Source organism: Micromonospora fiedleri, from assembly GCF_016774385.1.
GTDB classification, from domain to species: domain Bacteria; phylum Actinomycetota; class Actinomycetes; order Mycobacteriales; family Micromonosporaceae; genus Micromonospora; species Micromonospora gifhornensis.
Genome location: NZ_JAETXL010000006.1, coordinates 342,123 through 365,241 on the forward strand (window position 1 = coordinate 342,123; position 23,119 = coordinate 365,241).

21 protein-coding genes are annotated in these 23,119 nt (G+C 71.5%); 10 read left to right on the forward strand and 11 right to left on the reverse strand.

The features are described from left to right. Nucleotides 1-15 precede the first annotated feature (15 nt). The 6 genes from uxaC (at nt 16) to JMF97_RS18680 (ending at nt 8,690) form a co-directional block, all read left to right on the forward strand. Entirely contained in the window at nt 16-1,443 is a 1,428-nt protein-coding gene (uxaC, locus tag JMF97_RS18655) for a glucuronate isomerase (RefSeq protein ID WP_203222707.1), read from the forward strand. Continuing rightward, nucleotides 1,440-2,741, forward strand: coding sequence for an enolase C-terminal domain-like protein (locus tag JMF97_RS18660; RefSeq protein ID WP_203222708.1), 1,302 nt, complete (start codon nt 1,440-1,442; stop codon nt 2,739-2,741). The genes uxaC and JMF97_RS18660 overlap by 4 nt, the downstream gene beginning before the upstream one ends. Then, a complete protein-coding gene (locus JMF97_RS18665) occupies nt 2,738-4,219 on the forward strand; it encodes a mannitol dehydrogenase family protein (RefSeq protein ID WP_203222894.1) in 1,482 nt (493 codons plus the stop codon). The genes JMF97_RS18660 and JMF97_RS18665 overlap by 4 nt, the downstream gene beginning before the upstream one ends. Then, nucleotides 4,216-5,433 (forward strand): Gfo/Idh/MocA family protein, encoded by a 1,218-nt coding sequence (locus JMF97_RS18670; RefSeq protein WP_238359589.1) that lies wholly within the window; start codon nt 4,216-4,218, stop codon nt 5,431-5,433. Before JMF97_RS18665 ends, JMF97_RS18670 begins: the two co-directional genes overlap by 4 nt. Before the next feature lie 212 nt (nt 5,434-5,645). Beyond that, nucleotides 5,646-7,073, forward strand: a complete 1,428-nt coding sequence (locus tag JMF97_RS18675; protein ID WP_203222709.1) for a pectate lyase family protein — start codon at nt 5,646-5,648, stop codon at nt 7,071-7,073. A 48-nt stretch (nt 7,074-7,121) separates the two neighbouring features. Beyond that, the gene (locus tag JMF97_RS18680) at nt 7,122-8,690 is read left to right on the forward strand and encodes a pectate lyase family protein (RefSeq protein ID WP_203222710.1); all 1,569 of its coding nucleotides are present in this window, start codon (nt 7,122-7,124) and stop codon (nt 8,688-8,690) included. 217 nt (nt 8,691-8,907) lie between these two features. Here JMF97_RS18680 and JMF97_RS18685 read toward each other — a convergent pair whose 3' ends face one another. Next, entirely contained in the window at nt 8,908-9,138 is a 231-nt protein-coding gene (locus JMF97_RS18685; protein WP_203222711.1) for a hypothetical protein, read from the reverse strand. Nucleotides 9,139-9,270: 132 nt separating this feature from the next. Beyond that, nucleotides 9,271-9,510, reverse strand: a complete 240-nt coding sequence (locus tag JMF97_RS18690; protein WP_203222712.1) for a winged helix-turn-helix domain-containing protein — start codon at nt 9,508-9,510, stop codon at nt 9,271-9,273. 317 nt (nt 9,511-9,827) lie between these two features. Here JMF97_RS18690 and JMF97_RS18695 point away from each other — a divergent pair, with 317 nt between their 5' ends. Beyond that, nucleotides 9,828-10,106: a DivIVA domain-containing protein gene (locus JMF97_RS18695; RefSeq protein ID WP_307816977.1), complete on the forward strand. Its 279-nt coding sequence runs from the start codon at nt 9,828-9,830 to the stop codon at nt 10,104-10,106. Between the two features lie 167 nt (nt 10,107-10,273). Here the strand turns inward: JMF97_RS18695 and JMF97_RS18700 are convergent, their stop codons facing one another. Continuing rightward, on the reverse strand, nt 10,274-11,215 hold the full coding sequence (locus JMF97_RS18700) for a DUF559 domain-containing protein (protein WP_203222713.1): 942 nt from the start codon (nt 11,213-11,215) through the stop codon (nt 10,274-10,276). 162 nt (nt 11,216-11,377) lie between these two features. On the opposite strand from JMF97_RS18700, the gene JMF97_RS18705 reads away from it, so the two are divergent. Continuing rightward, the gene (locus JMF97_RS18705) at nt 11,378-12,109 is read left to right on the forward strand and encodes an HD domain-containing protein (RefSeq protein WP_203222714.1); all 732 of its coding nucleotides are present in this window, start codon (nt 11,378-11,380) and stop codon (nt 12,107-12,109) included. 76 nt (nt 12,110-12,185) lie between these two features. Here JMF97_RS18705 and JMF97_RS18710 read toward each other — a convergent pair whose 3' ends face one another. The 3 genes from JMF97_RS18710 to JMF97_RS18720 form a co-directional block, all read right to left on the reverse strand. Further along, complete coding sequence (locus JMF97_RS18710) at nt 12,186-12,551, reverse strand: hypothetical protein (protein ID WP_238359590.1); 366 nt, start codon at nt 12,549-12,551, stop codon at nt 12,186-12,188. An 80-nt stretch (nt 12,552-12,631) separates the two neighbouring features. Then, nucleotides 12,632-14,167 carry a plasmid pRiA4b ORF-3 family protein gene (locus JMF97_RS18715; protein ID WP_307816978.1) on the reverse strand — a complete coding sequence of 512 codons (1,536 nt, stop codon included), beginning with the start codon at nt 14,165-14,167 and terminating at the stop codon, nt 12,632-12,634. A 141-nt stretch (nt 14,168-14,308) separates the two neighbouring features. Further along, nucleotides 14,309-15,127: a hypothetical protein gene (locus JMF97_RS18720; protein WP_238359591.1), complete on the reverse strand. Its 819-nt coding sequence runs from the start codon at nt 15,125-15,127 to the stop codon at nt 14,309-14,311. A 451-nt stretch (nt 15,128-15,578) separates the two neighbouring features. Between JMF97_RS18720 and JMF97_RS18725 the strand changes: the two genes are divergently transcribed. Beyond that, nucleotides 15,579-15,812: a hypothetical protein gene (locus JMF97_RS18725; protein ID WP_203222716.1), complete on the forward strand. Its 234-nt coding sequence runs from the start codon at nt 15,579-15,581 to the stop codon at nt 15,810-15,812. 224 nt (nt 15,813-16,036) lie between these two features. Further along, nucleotides 16,037-17,467, forward strand: a complete 1,431-nt coding sequence (locus tag JMF97_RS18730; RefSeq protein WP_203222717.1) for a cellulase family glycosylhydrolase — start codon at nt 16,037-16,039, stop codon at nt 17,465-17,467. Nucleotides 17,468-17,537: 70 nt separating this feature from the next. Here the strand turns inward: JMF97_RS18730 and JMF97_RS18735 are convergent, their stop codons facing one another. Genes JMF97_RS18735 through JMF97_RS18755 form a run of 5 tightly spaced genes read right to left on the reverse strand, consistent with a single transcriptional unit; the run spans nt 17,538 to nt 22,723 of the window. After that, complete coding sequence (locus JMF97_RS18735; RefSeq protein WP_203222718.1) at nt 17,538-18,194, reverse strand: ABC transporter ATP-binding protein; 657 nt, start codon at nt 18,192-18,194, stop codon at nt 17,538-17,540. After that, nucleotides 18,191-19,270 carry an ABC transporter ATP-binding protein gene (locus JMF97_RS18740; RefSeq protein ID WP_203222719.1) on the reverse strand — a complete coding sequence of 360 codons (1,080 nt, stop codon included), beginning with the start codon at nt 19,268-19,270 and terminating at the stop codon, nt 18,191-18,193. Before JMF97_RS18740 ends, JMF97_RS18735 begins: the two co-directional genes overlap by 4 nt. After that, nucleotides 19,267-20,136, reverse strand: coding sequence for an ABC transporter permease (locus JMF97_RS18745; RefSeq protein ID WP_203222720.1), 870 nt, complete (start codon nt 20,134-20,136; stop codon nt 19,267-19,269). The genes JMF97_RS18740 and JMF97_RS18745 overlap by 4 nt, the downstream gene beginning before the upstream one ends. After that, on the reverse strand, nt 20,133-21,167 hold the full coding sequence (locus tag JMF97_RS18750; protein WP_307816979.1) for an ABC transporter permease: 1,035 nt from the start codon (nt 21,165-21,167) through the stop codon (nt 20,133-20,135). The genes JMF97_RS18745 and JMF97_RS18750 overlap by 4 nt, the downstream gene beginning before the upstream one ends. Further along, nucleotides 21,134-22,723: an ABC transporter substrate-binding protein gene (locus JMF97_RS18755; protein ID WP_203222721.1), complete on the reverse strand. Its 1,590-nt coding sequence runs from the start codon at nt 22,721-22,723 to the stop codon at nt 21,134-21,136. Before JMF97_RS18755 ends, JMF97_RS18750 begins: the two co-directional genes overlap by 34 nt. Between the last annotated feature and the right edge of the window lie 396 nt (nt 22,724-23,119).

The following is a 23,119-nucleotide window of genomic DNA, read 5'->3' on the forward strand; positions in this document are numbered from 1 at the left end:
CAGGAGTCGCACCCCGTGCCCACCTCGACCCGACCAGACCTGCTCCTCCCCGCCGACCCGGGCCAACGCGCACTGGCCCGGGAGCTGTACGCGCTGGTGGCAAGGTTGCCCATCATCTCCCCCCACGGGCACGTCGACCCGGCGCTGCTGGCCGAGGACCAGCCGTTCGGTGACCCGGCGCAGCTGCTCATCGTGCCCGACCACTACCTGACCCGGATGCTGCTCAGCCAGGGTGTACCCCCGTCCGAGCTGGGTGTGCCCAGCCGCGACGGCACCCCGGTGGAGACCGACGGGCGACGGATCTGGCGTCGCTTCGCCGAGCACTGGCACCTGTTCCGGGGCACCCCGTCACGGCTGTGGCTGGAACAGACCTTCACCGAGGTCTTCGGCGTCGACACCCGACTGTCCCCGGCCACCGCCGACGAGGTGTACGACGCCCTCGCCGCCAAGCTCGCCGAGCCGGACTTCCGGCCCCGGGCGCTGTTCGAACGGTTCAACATCGAGGTGCTGGCCACCACCGAGTCGCCCCTGGACGACCTGGGTCGGCACGCGAAGCTGGCCGCCGACGGCTGGGGCGGTCCGGGTGGGCGGGTGGTCACCACGTTCCGCCCGGACAACGTGGTCGACCTGGAGTTCGAGGACTGGTCGGCGAACGTCGACCGGCTCGGCGAGATCACCGGCGAGGACACCGGCACGTACGCCGGTTATCTGGCCGCGCTGCGGGCCCGCCGGGCGGCGTTCATCGACGCCGGGGCCACCTCGTCCGACCACGGTCACCGCACCGCCCGCACCCTCGACCTCGGCGCGGACGCGGCGACGCTGTTCGACCGGGCCCGGCGGGGCCGGGCCGAGCCCGGCGACACCGAGGCGTTCGCCGCACACATGCTGCTGGAGTTCGCCCGGATGTCGCTGGACGACGGCCTGGTCATGCAGTTGCACCCGGGCGCGGTCCGCAACCACAACCGCTGGCTGTACGCCCGGCACGGCCGCGACGTCGGCGGCGACATCCCGCAGGTCACCGAGTACGTGCACGCGCTCGCCCCGCTGCTGGACGCCTACGGCAACGACCCCCGGCTGCGGGTCGTGCTCTACACCCTCGACGAGGACACCTTCACCCGGGAACTCGCGCCCCTGGCCGGCGGGTACGCCGCCCTGCTGCTCGGCGCGCCCTGGTGGTTCCTGGACTCCCCCGAGGTGCTGCGCCGGTTCCGGGAGACCGTCACCGAGACGGCCGGCTTCTACAACACCGCCGGGTTCGTCGACGACACCCGCGCGTTCTGCTCCATTCCGGTACGCCACGACGTGGCCCGCCGCATCGACGCGGGCTTCCTGGCCCGGCTGGTCGCCGAGCACCGGCTGCCCATGGACGAGGCCGCCGAGACCATCGTCGACCTGGCGTACCGGCTGCCGAAGCAGGTCTTCAAGTTCGGGGAGAAATCATGACCACCATCACCGACGTCACCGTGCACGACGTGCGGTTTCCCACCGCTGCCAGCGGCGACGGCTCCGACGCCATCAACCGGGGTGACTACTCGGCCACCTACGTCGAGCTGAGCACCGACGACGGGCCGACCGGTGCCGGGTTCACCTTCACCAACGGTCGTGGCAACGAGATCACCTGCGCGGCGGTCGACGCCCTGGCCCACCACGTGCGGGGGCGGACGATGCAGGAGATCACCGCCGAGCCGGTGGCGTTCTGGCGCTCCCTCGTCGCCGATGTGCAGCTGCGCTGGCTGGGCCCGGAGAAGGGGGTCATCCACATGGCCGCCGGGGCGCTCGTCAACGCGGTGTGGGACCTGCGCGCCAAGCTGGCCGGCAGGCCGATGTGGCGCTACCTGGCCGAGATGCCCACCGACGAACTGGTCGCCAACGTGGACTTCGGCCACATCACCGACGCGCTGACCCCGGACGAGGCCGCCGCCATCCTGGACAAGGGCCGTGACGGGCTCGCCGATCGGCTGGCCGTGCTGGAGCGCGACGGTTTCCCGTCGTACACCACCTCGGTGGGCTGGCTGGGCTACCCCGACGACAAGGTGCGAGCCTTGACGCGGGAGGCGTACGCGGCCGGGTGGCGGGCGATGAAGATGAAGGTGGGCGGCCCGCCCGCCGACGACCTGCGGCGGGCCCGGATCATCCGGTCGGAGATCGGCCCGGACGCGCTGCTGATGATGGACGCCAACCAGGTGTGGGACGTCGACGAGGCGATCACCAACATGACCGCGCTGGCCGAGGTGGACCCGTACTGGATCGAGGAGCCGACGCACGCCGACGACATCCTCGGCCATGCTCGCATCGCCCGGGCGGTGACCGAGTTGACCGGCGGGCGGTGCCGGGTGGCCACCGGCGAGGTGGCCGCCAACAAGGTGATCTTCAAGCAGTTGTTGCAGGCCGAGGCGATCGGCGTGATGCAGATCGACGCCTGCCGGGTCGCCGGGGTCAACGAGGTGCTCGCCGAGATCCTGCTGGCCGCCAAGTTCGGGGTGCCGATCTGCCCGCACGCGGGCGGCGTCGGCCTCTGCGAGTACGTCCAGCATCTGGCGATCTTCGACTACCTGCGGGTCGGCACCAGCCTGGACGGTCGGATGGTCGAGTACGTCGACCACCTGCACGAACACTTCGTCGACCCGGTACGCACCCGCGACGGGCGGTACCTGCTGCCGACCGCTCCCGGTTACAGCGCCACCATGCACCCGGAGTCGATCGCCACCTTCCGCTTCCCGGACGGCCCGACGTGGCGATGACCGTGGGCGCGTCCCGACTCGACCTGGGGGCGCTGCGCCGGCTGCCGGCCGACGCGCGTCCGCTGGTTGAGCCCGGCACCGTGCCGGCCGGGGTACTGCACCTGGGGCTCGGCGCGTTCCACCGGGCCCACCAGGCGGTCTACACCGAACAGGCGGTGGCGTCGGCCGGTGGTGACTGGGGCATCGTCGGGGTGGCGCCGCGCAACGCCGACCTGGTGCGGGTGCTGACCGCGCAGGACAACCTGTTCAGCGTCAGCACGCTGTCCGCCGCCGACCGGCACACCCGGGTGATCGGGGCGCTGGCCGGGGTCCGGCTGGCCGCCGCCGACCCGCAGGCGGTGGTGGCGCTGCTGGCCGACCCGGCGATCCGGGTGGTCACGCTGACGGTGACCGAGAAGGCGTACCAACTCGATCCGGCCGGTGGGACGCTGCGCCCGGACCCGGCGCTGGTGGCCGACCTGACCAGCGACCGCCCGCCGGTGACCGTGCCCGGTCTGCTGGTGCGCGGGCTGCTGGCCCGGGCCGCCGCAGACGCCGGGCCGATCGCCCTGGTCAGCTGCGACAACCTGCCCGCCAACGGCCGCCGGCTACGCGGCCTGGTCCAGCATGCCCTGGCGTACGCGCAGGCGCCGCGACAAGCCGTCGACTGGGTCGGCGCGCAGGTCGGGTTCCCGGGCACGATGGTGGACCGGATCGTCCCGGCCAGCACGACGGAGACCCTCGCGGCGGCCCGGCGGGCGCTCGGGGTGGAGGATCTGGCGGCGGTGGCGGCCGAGCCGTACACCCAGTGGGTCATCGAGGACGACTTCCCCGGCGGACGGCCGGCGTGGGAGCGGGCCGGCGCGGTGCTCTGCGCCGACGCCGGGCCGTGGGAGCGGTTGAAGCTGCGTACGCTCAACGGGGTGCACTCGGCCGCCGCGTACCTCGGCGCCTTGGCCGGCTGCGAGACGATCGCGGACGCGCTCGCGCTGCCGCACCTGGCGACGGTGCTGCGCCGGCTCATCGCCGAGGACGTGGCCGCCAGCTTCACCCCACCCGAGGGCGTCGACGTGGTCGACTACGGCGAGCAGGTGCTGGCCCGCTTCGGCAACCCGGCGATCCGGCACCGCACCCTGCAGGTGGCGATGGACGGCTCGCAGAAGCTGCCGCAGCGGATCCTGCACACCATCGCCGACCTGCGCGCCGGGGGCCGGTCGGCGCACTGGGCGGCGCTGGTGCTCGCCGCCTGGATCCGGTTCGCCCAGGGCACCGCCGACGACGGTCGTACGCTGCCGCTCGACGACCCGCTCGCGGACCGTATCCGGGCCGCCCTGGCCGACGCGCCGCAGACCCCGGCCGGGGCGGTCGACGCGGTGCTCGCCCTCGACGAGGTCGTCCCGCCCGAGGTGGCCGCCGACGCGCAGGTACGCGCCGACGTGACCGCCTGGCTCACCGACCTGACCCGCCACGGCGTCCGCCCCACCCTCACCGCCGCATGAGGGAAAGGAAGGGCACCTTGTTAACGCCTGGTGTAGAGGAAGGGCCCCCTGTTAACGCACCACGGGTCGCGCTGATCGGGGCGAACGGGCACGGTCGCTGGCACCGGCGGGTGATCGGCCCGCTGCACGACTCGGGACGGCTGCGGCTGGTCGCCCTGGTCGACCCGAGGCCGATCGAGGAGGAACCGGCCGCGCCGGTGCCGGCGGGTACCCGGATCTTCACCGACCATCGGGCGATGCTGGCCGAGGTGGCCCCGGAGGTGGTGGTGATCTGCACCCCGCCGCACACCCATCTGCCGATCGCCCGGGACGCGGTGACCGCCGGCGCCGACCTGCTGCTGGAGAAGCCACCGGTGCTCAGCAGCAATGAGCACGAGGAGTTGGCCGGTGCCCTGGCGACCACCGGCCGGGTGGCGCAGGTCGGGTTCCAGGCGCTCGGCTCGGCGGCACTGACCGCGCTGACCGACGCGGCGACGACCGGCCGGCTCGGTACGGTCACCGGCATCGCGACGGTCGCGGCCTGGCAACGGCCGGACGCGTACTACGCCCGCGCCCCGTGGGCCGGACGGCGGCTGCTCGACGGCCGGCCGGTGCTCGACGGCGCGCTGGCCAACCCGCTCGCGCACGCGGTCATGCAGTGCCTGGCCGTCGCCGAGGCGGTCACCGGGCAGCCGGTGGAACCGGCCACCGTCGAGGTGGAGCGGTACCGGGTCCGGCCGATCGAGGTCGACGACACGGCGGTGCTGCGGCTGCGACCGGTGGCCGGTCCGCCGATCGTCGCCGCGGTCACCCTCGCCGGGGAGGACTTCATCGCCGGCGAGGTGATCGTCACCGGCACCGAGGGCCGGGCGGTGCTGGAGTACCCGACCGACCGGCTGTGGCTGTCCGGCGAGGCGGGTCCGCGGGTGGTGCCGGGCCGGCAGGGCCTGCTGGAGAACCTGCTCGCGCATCGGGCCGACCGTCGGGTGCCGCTGATCGCGCCACTGGCCCGGACCGCCGCCTTCACTGCGGTGTTGACCGCGGTGCAGGCGGCACCCGAGCCGACGCTGCTCGGCGGGGACCTGGTCGACCCGGTCGGCGAGGGTACCCAGCGGGTGCTGCGCATCCGCGGCGTCAACGCGGTGTTGCGTCGCGCCGCCGAACATGGCGAACTGCCGTCGGAATCGGGCGTGCCGTGGGCGGTCGCGCCGTGGCGGGTCACCACACCGGAATAGGAGGTAACCGCAACCGGACTGCAAATCGGCGATCCGAAATGGATCGACGCAATGCGTTGACCAGCCACGTCCCGACCAGGGCAGGTCGGGTCAATTCCGGCCGATCACAATTAATGCAACAAACCTGCATAACAATAATATTGACCACCATAAAACTCCATCCGTAGCCTTCGTTACATACGAGAAACACAACGAAGGAACGGACCCACCCCATGCGCAGAATCGCCGCCGGCGCGGCACTGATCACACTCACCCTGACCGTCGCACCCGCTCCCGCCGCCGCCCACGCACCGGCCGGCGTCGCCGCACTGTCCTCGTCGGGCCTGTCCTCGTCGGGCCTGTCCTCGTCGGGCCTGTCCTCGTCGGGCCTGTCCTCGTCGGGCCTGTCTCCGCTGGCTCGCCAGCTCGGTCGGCAGACGCTGCCGGCCGGTGACGGCTGGGCGTCCGCCGGGCCGGGCACCACCGGCGGCTCGACCGCGACCGCCGACCAGGTGCACGTGGTCACCACCCGAGCCGAGTTGGTCGCCGCGCTCGGCGGCGACAACGCCACGAACGCCACGAACAGCACCCCCAAGATCGTGTACGTCAAGGGCACCATCGACGGGTTCGAGGGCCCCGACGGCACGCTGCTGGACTGCACGGATCTCGCCGATCCCGGCTACTCGCTGCCGGCGTACCTGGCCGCGTACGACCCGGCGGTCTGGGGTCGGGTGGCGCCGAGCGGGCCGGTCGAGGAAGCCCGGGTGCGGTCGGTGACCAACCAGACCCGGCACACGCAGATCAACGTCGGCGCGAACACCACAGTCATCGGGCTGCGCGGGGCGCGGCTGACCGGCCTCACCCTGATGATCGACCGGGTCTCGAACGTGATCGTCCGCAACATCACCTTCGACGACGCCCGGGACTGCTTCCCCGCCTGGTCCCCCACCGACGGCGAGGCCGGCAACTGGAACTCCCAGTACGACCAGATCTCGGTGCGCCGCAGCGAGAACGTCTGGATCGAACACAACACCTTCACCGACGGCGACAACCCGGACAGCGCCCAACCGGTCCACTTCGGCCGCCCGTACCAGGTGCACGACGGCGCGCTGGACATCACGCACACCGCCAGCCTGGTCACCGCCGCCTGGAACCGGTTCGACGGGCGGGACAAGCTGATGTTGATCGGCTCGTCCAACACCGTCGGCCCGGACGTCGGCCGGCTCAACGTCACCCTGCACCACAACCTGTTCGACGGGTCGCTGCAACGGCTGCCCCGGGTGCGTTTCGGTCAGGTCGACCTCTACAACAACGCCTACCGGCTCGCCGGCGACGACTTCGAGTACGCCATCGGCGTGGGCGTGCAGTCCGCGGTGTACGCGGAGAACAACCACTTCACCCTCGGCACCGGCATCACCGCCGCAGACCTGCTCTACGACTGGGGCGGCACCGCCATCACCACCCGGGGCAACTGGGTCACGCCGGCAGGCGGGCTGCCGCGTCCGGTCGACCTGGTGGCCGCGTACAACGCCGGACACGACCCGGACCTGTCCCCGAACGCCGGCTGGACCCCGACGCTGCGGCACGGCCCGGTGCTGCCGGCACCGCTGGTGCCGCTGCTCGTCGGCCCGCTCGCCGGTGCCGACCGACTGCCGCTGTAGCGGCACTCCCACCAAGTCACCACCACCACCAAGGAAAGTGAGGCAAGGATGAGACGCACAGTCGCGCTACGAGTCCTGGCGGCGCTGGCCACCACGGCCACCGGAGCCGCCGTCTGCGTGGCCGTCATGACGCCACAGGCGTCGGCGGCCGTCGGCAGCGCCACCGGCTTCGCGACCCGCAACGGCGGCACCACCGGCGGTGCCGGCGGGCAGACCGTACGCGCCACCACCGGCACCCAGATCCATGCGGCCCTGTGCAACCGGGCCAGCAGCAGCACCCCGATCACCATTCAGGTCGAGGGGACCATCAACCACGGCAACACCACGAAGGTGTCGGGGTCGAGCTGCAACACCGCCGCCGACGTGATCGAGCTCAAGCAGATCAGCAACGTCACGATCCTCGGAGTGGGCAACGGCGCCACCTTCGACCAGATCGGCATCCACATCCGCGAGGCCAGCAACATCATCATCCAGAACGTGACCGTCCGGAACGTCAAGAAGTCGGGCTCCCCCACCTCCAACGGCGGCGACGCCATCGGCATGGAGGCCAACGTCCGCAACGTCTGGGTCGACCACGTCACCCTGGAGGCCTCGGGCGGCGAGTCGCAGGGCTTCGACGGGCTGTTCGACATGAAGAACAACACGCAGTACGTGACGCTGTCCTACAGCATCCTGCGCAACTCCGGTCGCGGTGGCCTGATCGGCTCCAGCGAGAGCGACCTGTCGAACGGTTTCGTCACCTTCCACCACAACCTGTACGAGAACATCGACTCCCGCGCTCCCCTGCTGCGCGGCGGTGTCGCGCACATCTTCAACAGCCACTTCTCCCGGATCAACGAGTCCGGCATCAACTCCCGCGCCGGTGCCCAGGCCAAGGTGGAGAACAACTACTTCCAGAACGCCAAGGACGTGCTGGGCACCTTCTACACCGACCAGGCCGGCTACTGGCAGGTCAGCGGCAACATCTTCGACAACGTGACCTGGTCCAGCCGTAGCGGCGACACCAACCCGGCCGGCCCCAACCCGACCTCCAACACCAGCGTCAGCATCCCGTACTCGTACCGCCTCGACCCGGCCAACTGCGTGCCGGACATCGTCCGCCAGACCGCTGGCGCCAACAAGGGCATCCGTACGTCGAACGGCAGCTGCACGCCGACGAACCCGACGAGCAACCCGACCACGCCCACCCCCGGCCCGACCACCCCGACGCCGGGCCCGACCAGCCCGACCCCGACGCCGAGCCAGCCCAGCGGCACCAACCTGAGCATCGGGGCCGGTTCCGACGGCTCCAGCAAGGCCAGCGGCACCAGCTACGGCGACGTCCGCGACGGCAACATGAGCACCGCCTGGTCGCCGTCCGGCTCGACCGGCCAGATCTCCATCAAGTGGGACACCGCCACCCGGGTCTCCCGGGTCAACATCCGCGAAGCATCGGGCGCGGTCGGCAACGTCCGGTCGTGGCGGCTGCTCAACCACGACACCGGCGCGGTCCTGGCCACCGGCAGCACCGCCGGCGTGATCACCTTCCCGGCCACCTCACTGCGGAAGATCACCTTCGACATCACCAGCTCCTCCGGCACCCCCCGAATCGCCGAATTCGAGACGTACGCCAACTAACACCTGACGTGCCGGCCACGCCGGCACCTGCACCTGCACCTGCTCACCAACCCGGTGGGGGCCGTCAACGCGGACGGCCCCCACCCTCACGTCTCAGCCCCCTTTGCTCTGCTTCAACCCACGCACAGGTTCTACGGCCAGAACGTTGCGTGGGTTGAAGCAGAGCAAAGGGGTGCCAGGGGACACCGGGAGCCCGCGCCGACGGGGCTGTTCCGGGTTACTGCGGCGTGCCGGCAGGGTTGGGGCGTACGGCGGAAGCGGCGGGCGATGGAGGCGGCGGCGCGAACACTGCCACCCGTCCGGCGGCAACGAGGGCGTACGAGCCGATGCGGTCATCCTCACCGCGCTCGCCGACCTGGCTCCGGCGGGAGGCGAGCGGGTCCTCGACGTGGCCGGAGGTCACCGGCTGCTGGTCTGGCTGCCGGAGCCGGGACCGCGGCCCGCTCAACGCGTCAACTGGACCGCTTGGCGGCGCAGGACGCGCTCACGATCACGGTGATCGGTGATCCGGCGACGATGCGGTGCACTACGAGGAACGCATGCACCGTCGTGGCCTGGCCTTCCTTGTCGGAACCACTACCTACGGCTCCCGCATCCAGGTCTTCGGATCGGTCACGAAGACGCCCTTGCCTTGGTGCCGTCGGATGACCCGCAGCGCTTCCAGCCGGACGTAGACCATCTGGATGGTGGACGTGCCCACCTTGTAGTCCGCCGCCATCTGGGCAATCGACGGCAGCTTGTCTTCCGGCTTCAGCTTCCGCGCCTCGACAGCTGCGATGACATCGTCGGCGATGCGGATGTAGTCAGGCGTTGTAGGCATGGCGCTCCTTGCGTGGCTCGCCAATTCGATCACGAAACGCCCACAAACGACAACAATCAGTGGTTAACTTAAACGACTAAGCCGTTAGTGTTGAGCCCGAGCCGCTCCTCGCGTGGCAACGAGTTCGGCTCATCCCCCTGGTCGGGGCAGGTGCGCGTGCCCGTCCCGGCCCAGACAGGCTGCTCTGTCGTCGTACTGCCGAATGGGCAGCGGCGGCCGAGCGGGCGGGCCGTGCGGACGCCGGCCACGCACGGCCCGCCCTTCCACCCCTACCGCACTGACCTTCGCGCTTCCGCTCGCCCGAGGAGAGGACCGACGTGGCCCAGGTGTATCGATCCGGCCGGCTCTACGGGACCGGGCTGCCGGCCCGGTTGACCCCGCACGAGGTACGCACCCGCAGCTTCGACCCACGTCGCCGTGGGGTCGACCCCGATCAGGTACGCGAATTTCAGAACCGGGTCGCCGGTGACCTGGTCGACCTGCACCGGCACATCCGCACCCTGGCCGAGGAGAACGAGCGGCTCAAGCGGGCGCTGCGCGACTGGCAGACCATGCACGCCCGGGAATGCCGCCCGCCGAACGACGGCCACTGGTGACTGTGCGTCCTGCCCCAGGTGACCTGCTCCGGATCGACGGGCGCGCCTCGGTGCAGTTCGCCGGGGACCGGGCGCTGACCCTGCGGGTCGTCTCGGTCAGCGACCGCCAGGCGTACGACGGCTGGATCTGGCTGACCGGGTACGTCCTCGACCGGGGTGGGTCGGGGTTAGCGGCGGGTGGCGAGGATGGCGAGGGTTTCTCGGCGTACCTCGTCGGGCTCGTGGAACAGGCGGCGGTGGGCGAAGCGGACCACCAGGATGCCGATGGTGGCCAGCAGTGCGTCGCGGCGCAGGTCGATCTCGCGTTGGCGAGGGTTGCCGTGGGTGGTGGCCCCGTCGAGTTCGATGTTGACCTGTTCCTGTTCGGCGAACAGGAACAGGTACATGGTGCGCCGCCCGATGCTGATCCGCTTCTGCCGTTGGAAGGCCGGCATTCCGGGGGCGGTGAACACGCGCTCGTGCCCCCAGATCTCCAGCGGACTGCGGCAACCCTCGGCGAGCCGGGTCACCAGCGTGCGCAGGGTTGCCCGCTCCGGCAGCGTTGACGTGTCCCGTAGGGCCGTCGCCAGCCGCGCGGGGGTGGTCAGCCGGTCGTTGACCGCCTTGATCATCGGTGCTCGCCGCTCGGCGGGCGGCAGCAGGGGCCAGGAGTCGACGAGGGCCTGCTCGATGCGGGTCACCGCCAGCGCGTGGCGTACCACCACCTGCGGGGGCTCAAGAGTGAAGTCTCGACGTCGGTGCACCCGCACGCCGGGTCGGCTGCGCAGGCCCCCACCGAACGGCGCGGTCAGATGCACCAGGTCGTCGCCCGGCTGCCGGCACAACCCCCACACGTGGAGCGCGGTGAAGTGGCTCAACGCGCCGCGCCCCTCGGCCCAGGCGTACGCCGCGCGGCATCGCAGGGCGGGGTCGAGTCGGCTGATTGTCGGCTCGCTCGGACATGAGTCGCCGAGCAGCTGCGCTGCCACGAACACCTCGGGCAGCACCCGCACCAGCTCACCGTTGCCGCAGGCCCGCTGCAGAATCCACTCCGGCACCACTCGCTCGGCCGCAGTCCGGGTCACCAGCCCGCCACCCCGTGCCACCAGTTCCCGCAGCACCCCGTTCACGCCGCGACCCTGCCCACCCCCACCACACCGGCGCAACCTCCCCACCCCTGCCCTGTGGACACGCCACTGCCCTGTGGAAATCCCCTGCCGGACCGCGAAAGGTGCTACGAGCGGGCCGTGCGCCGTCGGGGGTGGGTGGTGGAGATCCGATATAAGAGACGGATGGAGTTACCGCCGTATCTGGCCACCATGCCGATGCACGCCATCACCGAGATGCACGGCGAGCCGGGCCTGCGGGAGAGGTTCCGGCTGGAGTGTGAGGCGTTCGACGCTGACGCCCGGCGTCGGTTCGACGAGGCGTTGGAGTTGGCTGCCCGGCTGCACCGCGACGACCGGCGGTCCCGGGAGCCGTACGTCAACCATCTGCTGCGGGTGGCGATCCGGTTGATGCACCACTACCAGGTACGCGAACCGGACGTGATCGTCGCCGGTCTGCTGCACGACGCGGTGGAGGACCATCCGGCGGAACTGGCCGGCGAGGCGTACACCGGGGGTGATCCGACCACGGCGGCGCTGGCGGTGCTCGCCGACCGGTTCGGTACGCGGGTGGCGCGACTGGTCGCGGCGGTCACCAATCCGCCGTGGGATCCGGATCGGGACCGCAACGAGCAGTACCGTGAGCACCTCGTGCACAGTCTCGACGGTGAGCCGTGGGCCCGGGTCATCAAGGTCTCCGACTTCACCGACAACGGTGTCGGCGTCATCCACTCGGTCGGGCCGAAGGTGGAGGCGTTGGCACGCAAGTACCGTCCGTTGGTGCCGCTCTTCCGCGACCTGATCACCCGCGCCGACACTCCCCTGTCCGCGCCGGTACGCCAGCACATCCTCGACCAGCTCGACCTGGCCGAGGAGCGGTTCAGCGCCATCCTCGACCAGCCCGCACAACACGCCTGAGCACTGCGCCTGAACGCAGCACGCCTGAACGCCGTCGGGTGATCACGGCGCCGGCCTCACCGAGGCACCGGTTGGGTCAGCGTTGCGCGGGTGGGCGGCTGTGGCGTGGGTAGAGGCGGTCGACCAGCAATGCGGCCTGGGCCACCGAGCCGCCGCTGACGCCGAGGCCACCGCGGGCCGCGTCGTAGAACTGGTCGCGTGCCTCGTTGGCACGGTGCAGCAGGTCGGGCAGCCCGTCGGTGGCGGAGCCGTCGCGGGCCAGGAGTTCGACCTCCCAGACCGCGTCGCGCCACGCCCGGGCGGCGGTCACCGTCGGGGCGTCGCCGAGCAGCAGGACGCTCTCCCAGGCGATGGTGTGCCGGAAGTTGGCCTCGGCGACGCCAGCGGGCGCGGTCGGCGAGCGACGTGGCCACGATCGTGCCGATGGTGCCGACCAGCACACCGATCAGGGCGGGCAGCTGCGTGACGAGGTTCCCCATGGCGCACAGCCTGCCAACCGTCGGCAAACCCGGCGTAGTGGCGTCAGCGCAGCCGTTGCAGGGCGGCGGTGATCGCCGTCGCGTCGAAGCGGGCCGGGTCGAAGGCGGTGGATTCGGCAAGGCCCAGCCAGTCGCGGCGGTCCTGGTGCTCGGGATGCGTGGGGTCGGCGAGGATCTCCACCAACTCCGCGTAACCCCACACGCCTCCGCAGTCCTCGGGTGGGGCGGCCCGCCGGCCACCGACACAGCGCGGGTACGTCACGGCCGGATCAGGGTCGAGGATCTGTTCCACCAGAATGTCGTGCTCCCAACTGTCACCGAAGTCGTAGGTGTAGTGGAGCTTGTCGTTCACGGCGGTCGCGACCTGTTCCAGGGTGACCCGTGACTCGGCCCGGTGACCGAGTTCTGCGTCCGGCCGGCCGAAGCTGCCGTACGGGGTTTCGAAGACGTGCAGGTGACTGTCGTCCCAGTCGAAGGCGACCTGAATCAGCGTGTGCAGCCGGGCCAGCGTGATGTCCCCGGGCACGTCGAGGCGGCGCCAGATCGGCGGGCGGGCTCCCTTCAGACCGACTTTGATCCGGTAGATGGGGGCCGGCCCGGCGGACTTCTTCCGCTTGGGCGGCAGTTTGGCGGTGCGGGGTCCCGGTACGGCACCTCTTCGTCCCCGCCCCGGTATGCGGTCCAGCAGCGCGGAGATCGAGGCGATGTCCAGTTCGCCGTCGTGCCGGTGACGCGGCAGGCTGGCCGGCTCGGGCAGCGCCCGTAGCCAGCTGCGCAGGAGCAGGGCGAACGCCGGATAGCCGGGGCCGTCCTCGTCGTCGAGGAGGTCGTCCACGTCGCGGTCATGGTCTTGGTCGTGGTCGGCACGGACCTCCAGCGCCTCCTGCACGGCGCGGCGGAAGTCGGCCGGCTGAATCTCCTCGTCCCGGATGGAGACGCCACCGGCCTGCAGGTCGGATCGGAGCGACCGGCGCGCGGCATCCCACTGGTCGGGGTCGATCAGGAGGATCTCCTGCGCAGCGCCGCAGTCGAGGGGATCGACCACCACGAACACGGCCAGCGACCGGCCGGCCCGCTGGAACATGCCAGCCAGCAGGAAGGTCTCCCCCATCGGGTTGAGGAACTGGCGGCACTCCTGTGCCACGACCGGGATCTCCAACTCGGCGAGCCAGGCCGGCGCGTCGACGCCGGCCTCGGCGAGCCGACCGGCTGCCTGCGCCGCGAATCGGCTCGTGTCGCCGTCGCAGATTGCGGCGATGCCGGCGAGCATGGCCCGCGCCGATGCCGTGGCCGTCGTCTCCAGCGTCGGCACGAACAGCTCCGGCAACGCCCGGTCGAAGTCCTCCCCGACGAGGGCACCGACCGCCAGGAACATCGCGGCGGCTACCTCGATTTCCGTCGGGTCCTGCATCGCGCCCAGGTCGACCAGCGGCATTAGGCCGTCGAGTTGCTCCGGCGTGGGCTCGCCCCCGGCGCAGTGCGGGCAGTCGCACTCTTCCGGCGGGTCCACCACCACGAGCGGAGCACCGCTACGGACGGATCGACTCTTCGGCTTACGGCGACGACTCACGGGACTCACGCACTGCAGTCTGCCCCATGCCGAGGACGCGGCGACGTACAGGCACGGCATGTCCGACGCCCACCACGTGCACCAGGCAGATCGAGCGGTGCAACGACACGGCGGGGACCCGATCGGGTCCCCGCCGTGGTCATGTACCGGTCAGGAGGTGAACTTGTCCAGCGCCAGCTCGATGGCACCGTCGTCCGGCGAGGCGTACGCCCGCATCGTCGACTTGTTGTAGGAGATGAAGCTCGGGCAGCGGATGGCCGGAGCGTTGATCCGACCGCCGTCACCGATCTTCTCGCCGGTCTTGGCGTTGTGGAAGGTCAGCGTATAGCGCGCGGAGACGTAGTCGACCGTGATCTTCTTGTCGTCGCTGTCCTTGTAGTCGCACTTGCGCGGCTCGCCCTCGCTGCCCTCTTCGAAGGTGAGGCAGCCGACGACCGAGACCTTGGACCAGTCGGAGACCTTGGCGTAGTACGGCTTGTTGTAGCCGACCGACTTGCTCAGCCAGGATTCCGGGCGGTCCGGGGAGTTGGCGAAGGTGTAGACCTTGGCGTTCTTCGCGCTGGTGTACGGCGCGGCGTTGAGGACGGGGTTGCCGTCACACACGGCCGACAGGTCGCTGGAACTGCGGGCGGTGATCGCGTTGTTGTTGTCCGGCTGCTCCTCGTCCACGGGCGGCGGTGCCGCCGAGGGGGATTCGGAGGTCTGCGGAGCGGCGGCCGACGGGCTGCTCGATCCGCTGGCCACCGGCGTGGGGTTGTCCTCGTCGTCCGCGGAGAGCATGAAGTAGCCGATGGTGCCGCCGCAGGCGACGAGCACGGCCATCACCGCGGCGCCGATGCCCAGCCCGAGCCAGAGGCCGTTCTTCGACTTCTGCGGCGGTGGGGCGCCGTACGGCGGCGGGGGCGGTGGGACCGGCGTGCCGTACGGCGACGGGTAGCCGGACTGACCGACCGGGGATCCCGGCGGCATCGGCTGACCGACCGGAGAGCCGGGCGGCATCGGTCCGACCGGAGATCCGGGCGGGGTGCCCCAGCTCCCGGCGTTGGGATCCGGCTGCCCCCCGTACGGCGGGTAACTGTCACTCATGTGTGGCCCTTGTCAAGTCGAGAGGTTCGCTGGCACATGATCAGGGTCAGGGTAGTTACCGGCGCAAACTCGCGCACGGTCACGCTGCGGCGATTCCGTAACGTGAGCAGGCCAGCGGCGACATTCACCACCGTTGGTGGCGACTCCCATGCAGGGTGCGACGACGTGATCCGACGGTGCGGACTAATGGGGCAGACCGCCGGAGCGAGGTGTGGCATTTGCCATAGGGCAACCAGTCGCGCATTCGACGCCGCCGGGGCCGGCTCGGCCGAGATCCTGTGTGGCCGGAGCCGCCAGCGGGTACCTGACCCTCACCTGCACGAGGGAGGACGAGATGACCACCGATCCCAGGTACACCCCGATCGCGGTCACCGCGACGGGCAAGTTGGTCGCCGACGGCGGGGACACCGACGGCGGCGAGGTGGTGGGCGCGGACGACGCGGCGGCCAACGCCGCCCGGGCGGGCGCGGACATCGACCTCAGCGAGGCGCGGCGCGACACCGACCCGACCCCGGTGGGTGCCGCCGACGCCGAGGCCGATCGGCGACGCGCGGCCGAGCAGAGCTGACGCGGGTACGCCCGACGCGACGCCCCGGGGAGCGCTCCCCGGGGCGTCGACCGTTGCCGAGACTTCGATGCATCGAAATATTGCGTCATTGTTTCGACCCGACGTAGGCTCTCGTGGGAGCGCTCCCGGCCAACCGTCCTAAGTGGCCAGAGTTGCCGTACCCCACCGAGCCGTACCCGTCCACCAGGCCCGCACCCACCACGAGCAGATTGCGACGGTCCACCATGAAGCATCCCCCGTCCCGTCCACGACGTCTCCTGGTCGCGGCCGGCACCGTCGGCGCGCTGACCCTCGGCGCGCTCGCGGCGCTGCCCGCCGCCAACGCGATGGCCGCGACCGGCTGCTCCGTGACCTACACGACGAACAGTTGGTCCGGCGGCTTCACCGCGAGCGTCACGGTCACCAACCTGGGCGACGCGGTCAACGACTGGACCCTCGGGTTCAGCTTCCCGGACGGTGGGCAACGCGTCACGCAGGGCTGGTCGGCGACCTGGAGCCAGAGCGGCAACGCCGTCACGGCCCGCAGCATGAGCTGGAACGGCGCCCTGGCCACCGGTGCCAGCACCAACATCGGCTTCAACGGCAGCTTCACCGGCAACAACCCGTCGCCGACCTCGTTCACCCTCAACGGCACGGTCTGCACCGGCTCGACCACCACTCCCCCGCCGACCACGCCGCCGCCGACCAGTCCGCCGCCGACCACGCCCCCGCCGGGACAGACGCCGGTGCAGATCAACGGTCAGCTGCGGGTCTGCGGGGTCAACCTCTGCAACCAGTACGGGCAGCCGATCCAGCTGCGCGGCATGAGCACCCACGGCATCCAGTGGTTCGGCAACTGCTACAACAACGCCTCGCTCGACGCGCTGGCCACCGACTGGCGCGCCGACCTGTTCCGGATCGCGATGTACGTGCAGGAGCAGGGGTACGAGACCGACCCCGCCGGGTTCACCAACCGGGTGAACAACCTGGTCGAGGAGGCCACCCGGCGCGGCATGTACGCGATGATCGACTTCCACCTGCTCACTCCGGGTGACCCGATGTTCAACCTGGAGCGGGCCAAGACCTTCTTCGCCGCCGTCTCCGCCCGGCACGCGTCGAAGAACAACGTGATCTACGAGATCGCCAACGAGCCCAACGGGGTGAGCTGGTCGACCATCAAGAACTACGCCGACCAGGTCATCCCGGTGATCCGGGCCAACGACCCGGACGCGGTGGTCATCGTGGGCACCCGGGGCTGGTCCTCGCTGGGCGTCTCCGAGGGCTCCAACCACACCGAGATCGTCAACAACCCGGTCAACGCCAGCAACGTCATGTACGCGTTCCACTTCTACGCCGCCTCGCACCGGGACAACTACCGGGCCGAGGTGGAGCGGGCGGCGGCCCGGCTGCCGCTGTTCGTCACCGAGTTCGGCACGGTGGACTACACCGGTGACGGCGGTGTCGACCTGGCCAGCAGCACCCAGTGGCTGGACCTGCTGGACCGGCTGAAGATCGGCTACGCGAACTGGACCTTCTCCGACAAGGCCGAAGGCAGCGCCGCGCTGCGACCCGGCACCTGCAACGGCAGCAACTACACCGGCACCTCGGTGCTGACGCCGTCGGGTGTCTTCATGCGGGAGCGCATCCGTACCCCGGACAACTTCCCGACCAGCTGATCAGCGCCACGCCACGGCGGCCCCGGGGGATCTTCCCCCGGGGCCGCCGACGTGCGCGAGCACCGATTCGTCAGGACAGGTCGACGACGCGGTCGGCCCACCGGGCCAGCAGCGCGGCATCGTGACTGATCACCAGCACGCCGGCGGAGTGCCGGCGCTGGTACTCCCCGATCACCGCCGCCACGTGGGCCTGGGTGGAGGCGTCCAGCATCGCGGTCGCCTCGTCGCACAGCAGGTACGCGGGCCGGTGCACCAGCGACCGGGCCAGGCAGGCCCGTTGCAGTTGGCCGTCGCTGACCGCGTGCGGGCGGCGGGTCAACAGGTCGGTGGTGAGCCCGACGGTGTCGGCGAGTTCGGCCGTACGCTCGCGGGCCTGCTCCGGCGGGGTGCCGGTGGCGCGCAACGGCTCGGCGATGATGTCCGCCAGCGTGAGCCGAGGGTCGGTGGCGGCGCGCGGGCTCTGGAACAGGATCGCCACCCGGGTACGCACCGCCACCGGCACCTGATGCCGGGTGCCGGTCACCGTGGTGCCGTCGAGGCTGACGTGACCGGAGTCCGGCCGGTGCAGCAGCGCCAGCAGCCGGGCCAGGGTGGACTTGCCGCTGCCGGAGGGGCCGCTGAGCCCCACCGTCTCACCGGCGGCGATGTGCAGATCGACGCGATCGAGCACCCGCTGCGATCCGTAGCTCGCGCTGACCTGGCTGGCGGCCAGGGCGCGGCCGGTCACGCCGGCACCTCGGCGCAGAGTTCGGCGCGCTCCAGCGGATGGTGGCAGGCGACCTGACCCGCGCGGGTGCCGGTGAACGCGGGCTGCACCCGGCAGGTCGGGGTGGCCCGGTCGCAGCGGGCGGCGAACGCGCAGCCGGTCGGCAGGTCGGTCAGCATCGGCGGGTGCCCCGGCACGGGCCGGAACGCCCGCTGCGGCAGCGCGTCGAGCAGCGCCGCGCTGTACGGGTGCCCGGGTGCCTCGAACAGCGCCTCGGTGGGGGCGTGCTCGACGATGCGGCTGGCGTACATGACCGCCACGGTGTCGGCCACCCGCTGTGCCGCAGCCAGGTCGTGGGTGATCAGCAGTACGGCGGCGCCGGCGTCGCAGCGTCGGCGCAGCAGGTCGAGGGTGTGGTCGACAAGCGGGCGGTCCAGGCCGGTGGTCGGCTCGTCGGCCAGCAGCAGCGGCGGGTCGGGCGCGAGCGCCAGGGCGGTGGCCAGTCGCTGGGCCATGCCGCCGGACAGCTCGTGCGGGTAGCGGTCGAGGTCTGCCGGGTCCAGGCCGACGTCGACGGCGAGGCGGTCGGCGGCGGCAGGGGCGTCGGCGCGGGTGTGGCCGTGTGCCCGCAGCGTCTCCTCCAGCAGCCGACGGCCGGTACGCACCGGCGTCAGCGAGGTCGCCGGGCTCTGCGGCACCAGCCCGACGACCCGTCCGCGCACCTGCCGGGCCAGTTGTCGTGGCGGGCAGGCGAGCAGGTCGACCGGCGCTGACTGCGCTGCCCCACCGCCGCCGCGCAACCGGGCACCGCTGCGCACCGCGGCGCTGCCGGTGCGCGAGCCAGGGCTGCCGTTGCGCACCCCGGCGCTGTCGGTGCGCAGCAGGGCGCGGCCGGTGACCGTGGCGTTGCGGGGCAGCAGGCCGAGCAGGGCGTGGGCGAGGACCGACTTGCCGCAGCCGGACTCGCCGACGACGGCGACCAGTTCACCGGGTCGGATGTCCAGGTGCAGGTCGGTGACGGCGTGGACGACGGCGTCCGGCAGCCGGAAGCGGACCGTGAGCCCGGCGACGGCCAGCAGCGGGTCGGTGGTGGTCACAGTTGCAACTCCGCGCGTACCCGGGGGTCGAGGTGGTCCCGCCAGTGGGCGGTGAGGGCGGCCAGCGCGAGCGTGACCACGATCAGCACCAGGCCCGGGGTGAGACTGGCCCACCAGGCGCCGGCGAGCAGGGAACCCCGACCGTCGTTGATCATGTTGCCGAGGGAGGCCAGGTGCGGGGGCAGGCCGAGACCGAGGAAGGACAGGGCGGTCTCGTGCCACACCGCGTGCGGGATCATCAGGGTGGTGGCCAGCGCGAGCCGGGGCAGCACGTGCGGCAGCAGGTGCCGGGTGAGCACCCGCATCCGTCCGGCCCCACCGGAGACGGCCGCGTCGATGAACGGCCGGTGCCGCAGGCTCAGCAGCTCGGACCGGACGATCCGGGCGGTGGACAGCCAGTGGGTGAGCCCGACGGAGAGCACCACCGCGCCCAGGCTGGGTCGCAGCATCGCCACGATGAAGATGCCCAGCAGCAGGTGCGGCATCGCCGCGATGGTGTCCACCAGCCGCATCAGGATCCGGTCGACCCAGCCGCCGAGGGTGCCAGCGAGCGCACCGACGGCACCGCCGATGACGGCGGCGACCACGGCGGCGAAGACGCCGACCAGCAGCGAGACACGCAGCCCGTAGATGCTGCGCAGCAGCACGTCGCGGCCGAGATCGTCGGTGCCGGCCGGGTGCGCCGGCGACGGCGCCAGCCGGGTCTGCGACAGGTCGATCGCGCTCTGGTCCAGCGGCCAGAGCACCGGGGCGAGCAGGCAGGCGAGCACGGCGACGGCGAGCACCGTGCCGGCGACGGTCGCGCCGAGGCGGCCCGGCCGGAGTCGGGGCAGTCGGCGTACCCGGGTGAGGACGGCGGCGGTCATTCGAGCCGTACCCGTGGGTCGGCGGCGGCGTACGCGAGGTCGGTGGCGAGGTTCGCGGCCAGCACCACGACGGTGGTCGCCAGGGTGATCGCCGCCAGCAGCGGGAAGTCGCTGCCCAGCGCGGCCTGCACGGTCACCGCGCCCAGGCCGGGCAGCGAGAACACGGTCTCCACCAGCACCGCCCCGCCGACGAGTTCGGGCAGGTGGGTGCCGATCAGGGTGAGGAAGGGCAGCAGTCCGGTGCGCAGGGCGTGACCGAACAGGACGGTACGCCCCGGCAGGCCACGGGCGCGGGCGGCCAGCACGTGGTCGTCGCGCAGGCTGTCGGCGACCGAGTCACGGATGAACAGCACGAACCATGGCAACTGGGACACCGCCAGCACCCCGACCGGCAGGATCAGGTGCCGGGCGACGTCGGCCACGCCGGTGCCGGTGGCGGTGATGTCGGTCAGGCCGCCGGCCGGCAGCCAGCCGAGGCTGAGCGCGAACAGCGCGATCGCGGCCAGGCCGAGCCAGAACGACGGCACGGACTGGATCGCGTACGCGGTCGTGCGCAGCGCCCGGTCGAACCAGCCACCCCGGCGGTACGCGGCCAGGGTGCCCAGCAGCAGGCTGGCCACCAGCACCACGACCAGGGCGGCACCGCACAGCAGCAGGGTCCAGCCGGCGCGGGCGGCCAGCACGTCGACCACCGGCTCGTGTCGGCTGGTCGACCAGCCCAGGTCGCCCCGGAGCAGGTTGCCCAGCCAGCGGAGGTACTGCACCGGCAGCGGGTCGTCGATGCCCCAGTTGGCCCGGATCTGGGCGAGGTTCTCCTCGCTGGTGGTGAAGGCCGCCGCTCCGGCGTACTGCTGGGCCGGGTCGATCGGTGAGGCCGCGCCGAGGGCGAACATGCCCGCGCTGGTGGCGAAGAGCACCGGTACGGCCACCAGCAGCCGGTTGCGGATCATGCGGCCGGCGCCGGTGCGCCGTCGACGCCGGGCTCGGGTCGAGGCGGTCACGAGCGCCGGGTCCAGGTGTGGATGTTCCACCAGATGCTGTTGGCGACGTCGTGCTCGTGCGGCTCGACCCGGGGCACCACACCGTTCACCGAGTCCCGCACCACGTAGGTGTGCTCCAGGTAGGTGAGGAACACCCACGGCACGTCGGTGGCCAGCTGCCGCTGGAAGGTGGCGTAGGCGGCCTTGCGCCGCGCGGGGTCGGCCTCGGCCCGGCCGTCGCGCAACGCCCGGTCGGTCACCTCCGAGGCGTACGAGCCGGGGTTGAAGAAGCCCTGCCCGGCGAAGTCGGAGTGGAACAGCTTGTAGGAGACGAAGTCCGGGTCGTACGGGGTGCCGTAACCCATGATCAGGGCGTCGGAGCCCATCCGGGGAGTGATGGCGTCCCAGGTGAGGCCCTCGGGCGTGACCGCGATGCCGATCTTCTTCGCGTCCGCGGTGACGGCCAGGGCGAGCTCCTTGCGCAGGCTGTCGGCGGCCGGGTACATCAGGCTGAAGGCGGCCCGGGTGCCGTTCTTGACCCGGATGCCGTCCGGGCCGGGCCGCCAGCCGGCGGCGTCCAGCAGCGCGGTGGCGGCGGCCGGGTCGGCGGTCGGTGCGCCGGCCACGGACGGCTCGGCGAACTCCGACGACGGCGGCACCGGACCGTACGCCGGCTCACCGGCCCCGCCGAGGACGCCGTTGACCATCGCGGCGCGGTCGACGGCGACGTTGAGCGCGCGGCGCACCGCCACGTCGCCGGTGACCGGGTTGCCCATCGGCAGCATGACGCCCCGGTAGTCGGCGGTGGGCGTCTTGTGCACCCGGTAGCCGGCCTGGGTGTCGAAGCCACTGGCCAGCTTGGGCGGCAGTTCGGCGGCGTCGAACTCGCCCGCGCGGGTGCGCTGGGCGCGGACGTTGTCGTCGGGTACGAACGCGACCACGACGCCGCTGTTCGTGGGTCGGCCACCCCAGTACCGGTCGTTGGCGGCCAGCACCAGCCGGTCACCCGGGGTCCACGAGGTGACCCGGTACGGCCCGGTGCCGATCGGCTGCCGGTTGAAGGCGGCCTTGTTGACGTCCTGCCCGTCGAACGCTGCGGCCGGCACGATGCCCAGGGTCAGCCGTTGCAGGAACGGCGCATAGGCGTACCGGAGGGTGAAGACCACGGTGGCGTCGTCCGGTGCAGTGACCGAGGCGAGCATGTCCAGGTCGCTGCGCAGCGTCGAATCGACCTTCTCGTCGAGCACCGCCTGGTAGGTGAAGACGACGTCCCGCGCGGTCAGCGGGGTGCCGTCGTGGAAGAGCACCCCGTCGCGGAGCCGGGCGGTGACGGTCCTGCCGTCCGCGGAGACCGTGGGCAGTTCCCGGGCCAGGGCCGGGACGAGGTGGTTACGCTCGTCCCGGCCGACCAGACCGTCGAAGATCAGCGCCGCCCCGTCGACCCCGTAGTTGAGCACCGGGTTGAGGGTGTCCGGCTCTCCGGCGGTCGCCACGATCAGGGGGGCGTCGGCCGCAGCGCCCGACGGGTCGGTCGGTGACGAGCAGGCGACCAGGGCGAGCAGCAGTGCGGCGCTGGCGGCCAGCCGGACACCGGTCGTTCGGGGCATGACTGTTACCGCTCCTCGCGGGTGGCGACGATGGGTGCGGCGTCCGACCCGAGGTGGCCGGCCGGTAAGCCGCCCAACGGGTGCGATCTTGGATCGCCACAGCGCCATACTTGCGTAGTTGCAAACTCATGGCAAGAAGCCGCGCTGTGGCCAATGCCACGTTCGCCTCACCCCGCGCCGATCAGGGTCAGACCCGGCCGTTCCGCATCATCCAAGCCCCGGAAAACCGCAGCTCACGCCCGGGTTAACCGCACCCCACCACCCGATGAAAGCCCAGCCCATCCCTCTCGTGCCAGCTCACGCATCCCTGGTGCCCAGCTCACGCCTTTGGCCCACCTCACGCGCCCCCCGGTGCCAGCGCACGCCCTGACTCCCCGCTCACGCGCCCCCGGCGCC

What these genes read in the sequence shown, in the direction of transcription:
- JMF97_RS18660 (WP_203222708.1), top strand. Translation starts at nt 1,440, where the DNA reads ATGACCACCATCACCGACGTCACCGTGCACGACGTGCGGTTTCCCACC.
- JMF97_RS18665 (WP_203222894.1), top strand. Translation starts at nt 2,738, where the DNA reads ATGACCGTGGGCGCGTCCCGACTCGACCTGGGGGCGCTGCGCCGGCTG.
- JMF97_RS18670 (WP_238359589.1), top strand. Translation starts at nt 4,216, where the DNA reads ATGAGGGAAAGGAAGGGCACCTTGTTAACGCCTGGTGTAGAGGAAGGG.
- JMF97_RS18675 (WP_203222709.1), top strand. Translation starts at nt 5,646, where the DNA reads ATGCGCAGAATCGCCGCCGGCGCGGCACTGATCACACTCACCCTGACC.
- JMF97_RS18680 (WP_203222710.1), top strand. Translation starts at nt 7,122, where the DNA reads ATGAGACGCACAGTCGCGCTACGAGTCCTGGCGGCGCTGGCCACCACG.
- JMF97_RS18690 (WP_203222712.1), bottom strand. Translation starts at nt 9,510, where the DNA reads ATGCCTACAACGCCTGACTACATCCGCATCGCCGACGATGTCATCGCA.
- JMF97_RS18705 (WP_203222714.1), top strand. Translation starts at nt 11,378, where the DNA reads ATGGAGTTACCGCCGTATCTGGCCACCATGCCGATGCACGCCATCACC.
- JMF97_RS18720 (WP_238359591.1), bottom strand. Translation starts at nt 15,127, where the DNA reads ATGCCGCCGGGATCCCCGGTCGGTCAGTCCGGCTACCCGTCGCCGTAC.
- JMF97_RS18725 (WP_203222716.1), top strand. Translation starts at nt 15,579, where the DNA reads ATGACCACCGATCCCAGGTACACCCCGATCGCGGTCACCGCGACGGGC.
- JMF97_RS18730 (WP_203222717.1), top strand. Translation starts at nt 16,037, where the DNA reads ATGAAGCATCCCCCGTCCCGTCCACGACGTCTCCTGGTCGCGGCCGGC.
- JMF97_RS18745 (WP_203222720.1), bottom strand. Translation starts at nt 20,136, where the DNA reads ATGACCGCCGCCGTCCTCACCCGGGTACGCCGACTGCCCCGACTCCGG.
- JMF97_RS18755 (WP_203222721.1), bottom strand. Translation starts at nt 22,723, where the DNA reads ATGCCCCGAACGACCGGTGTCCGGCTGGCCGCCAGCGCCGCACTGCTG.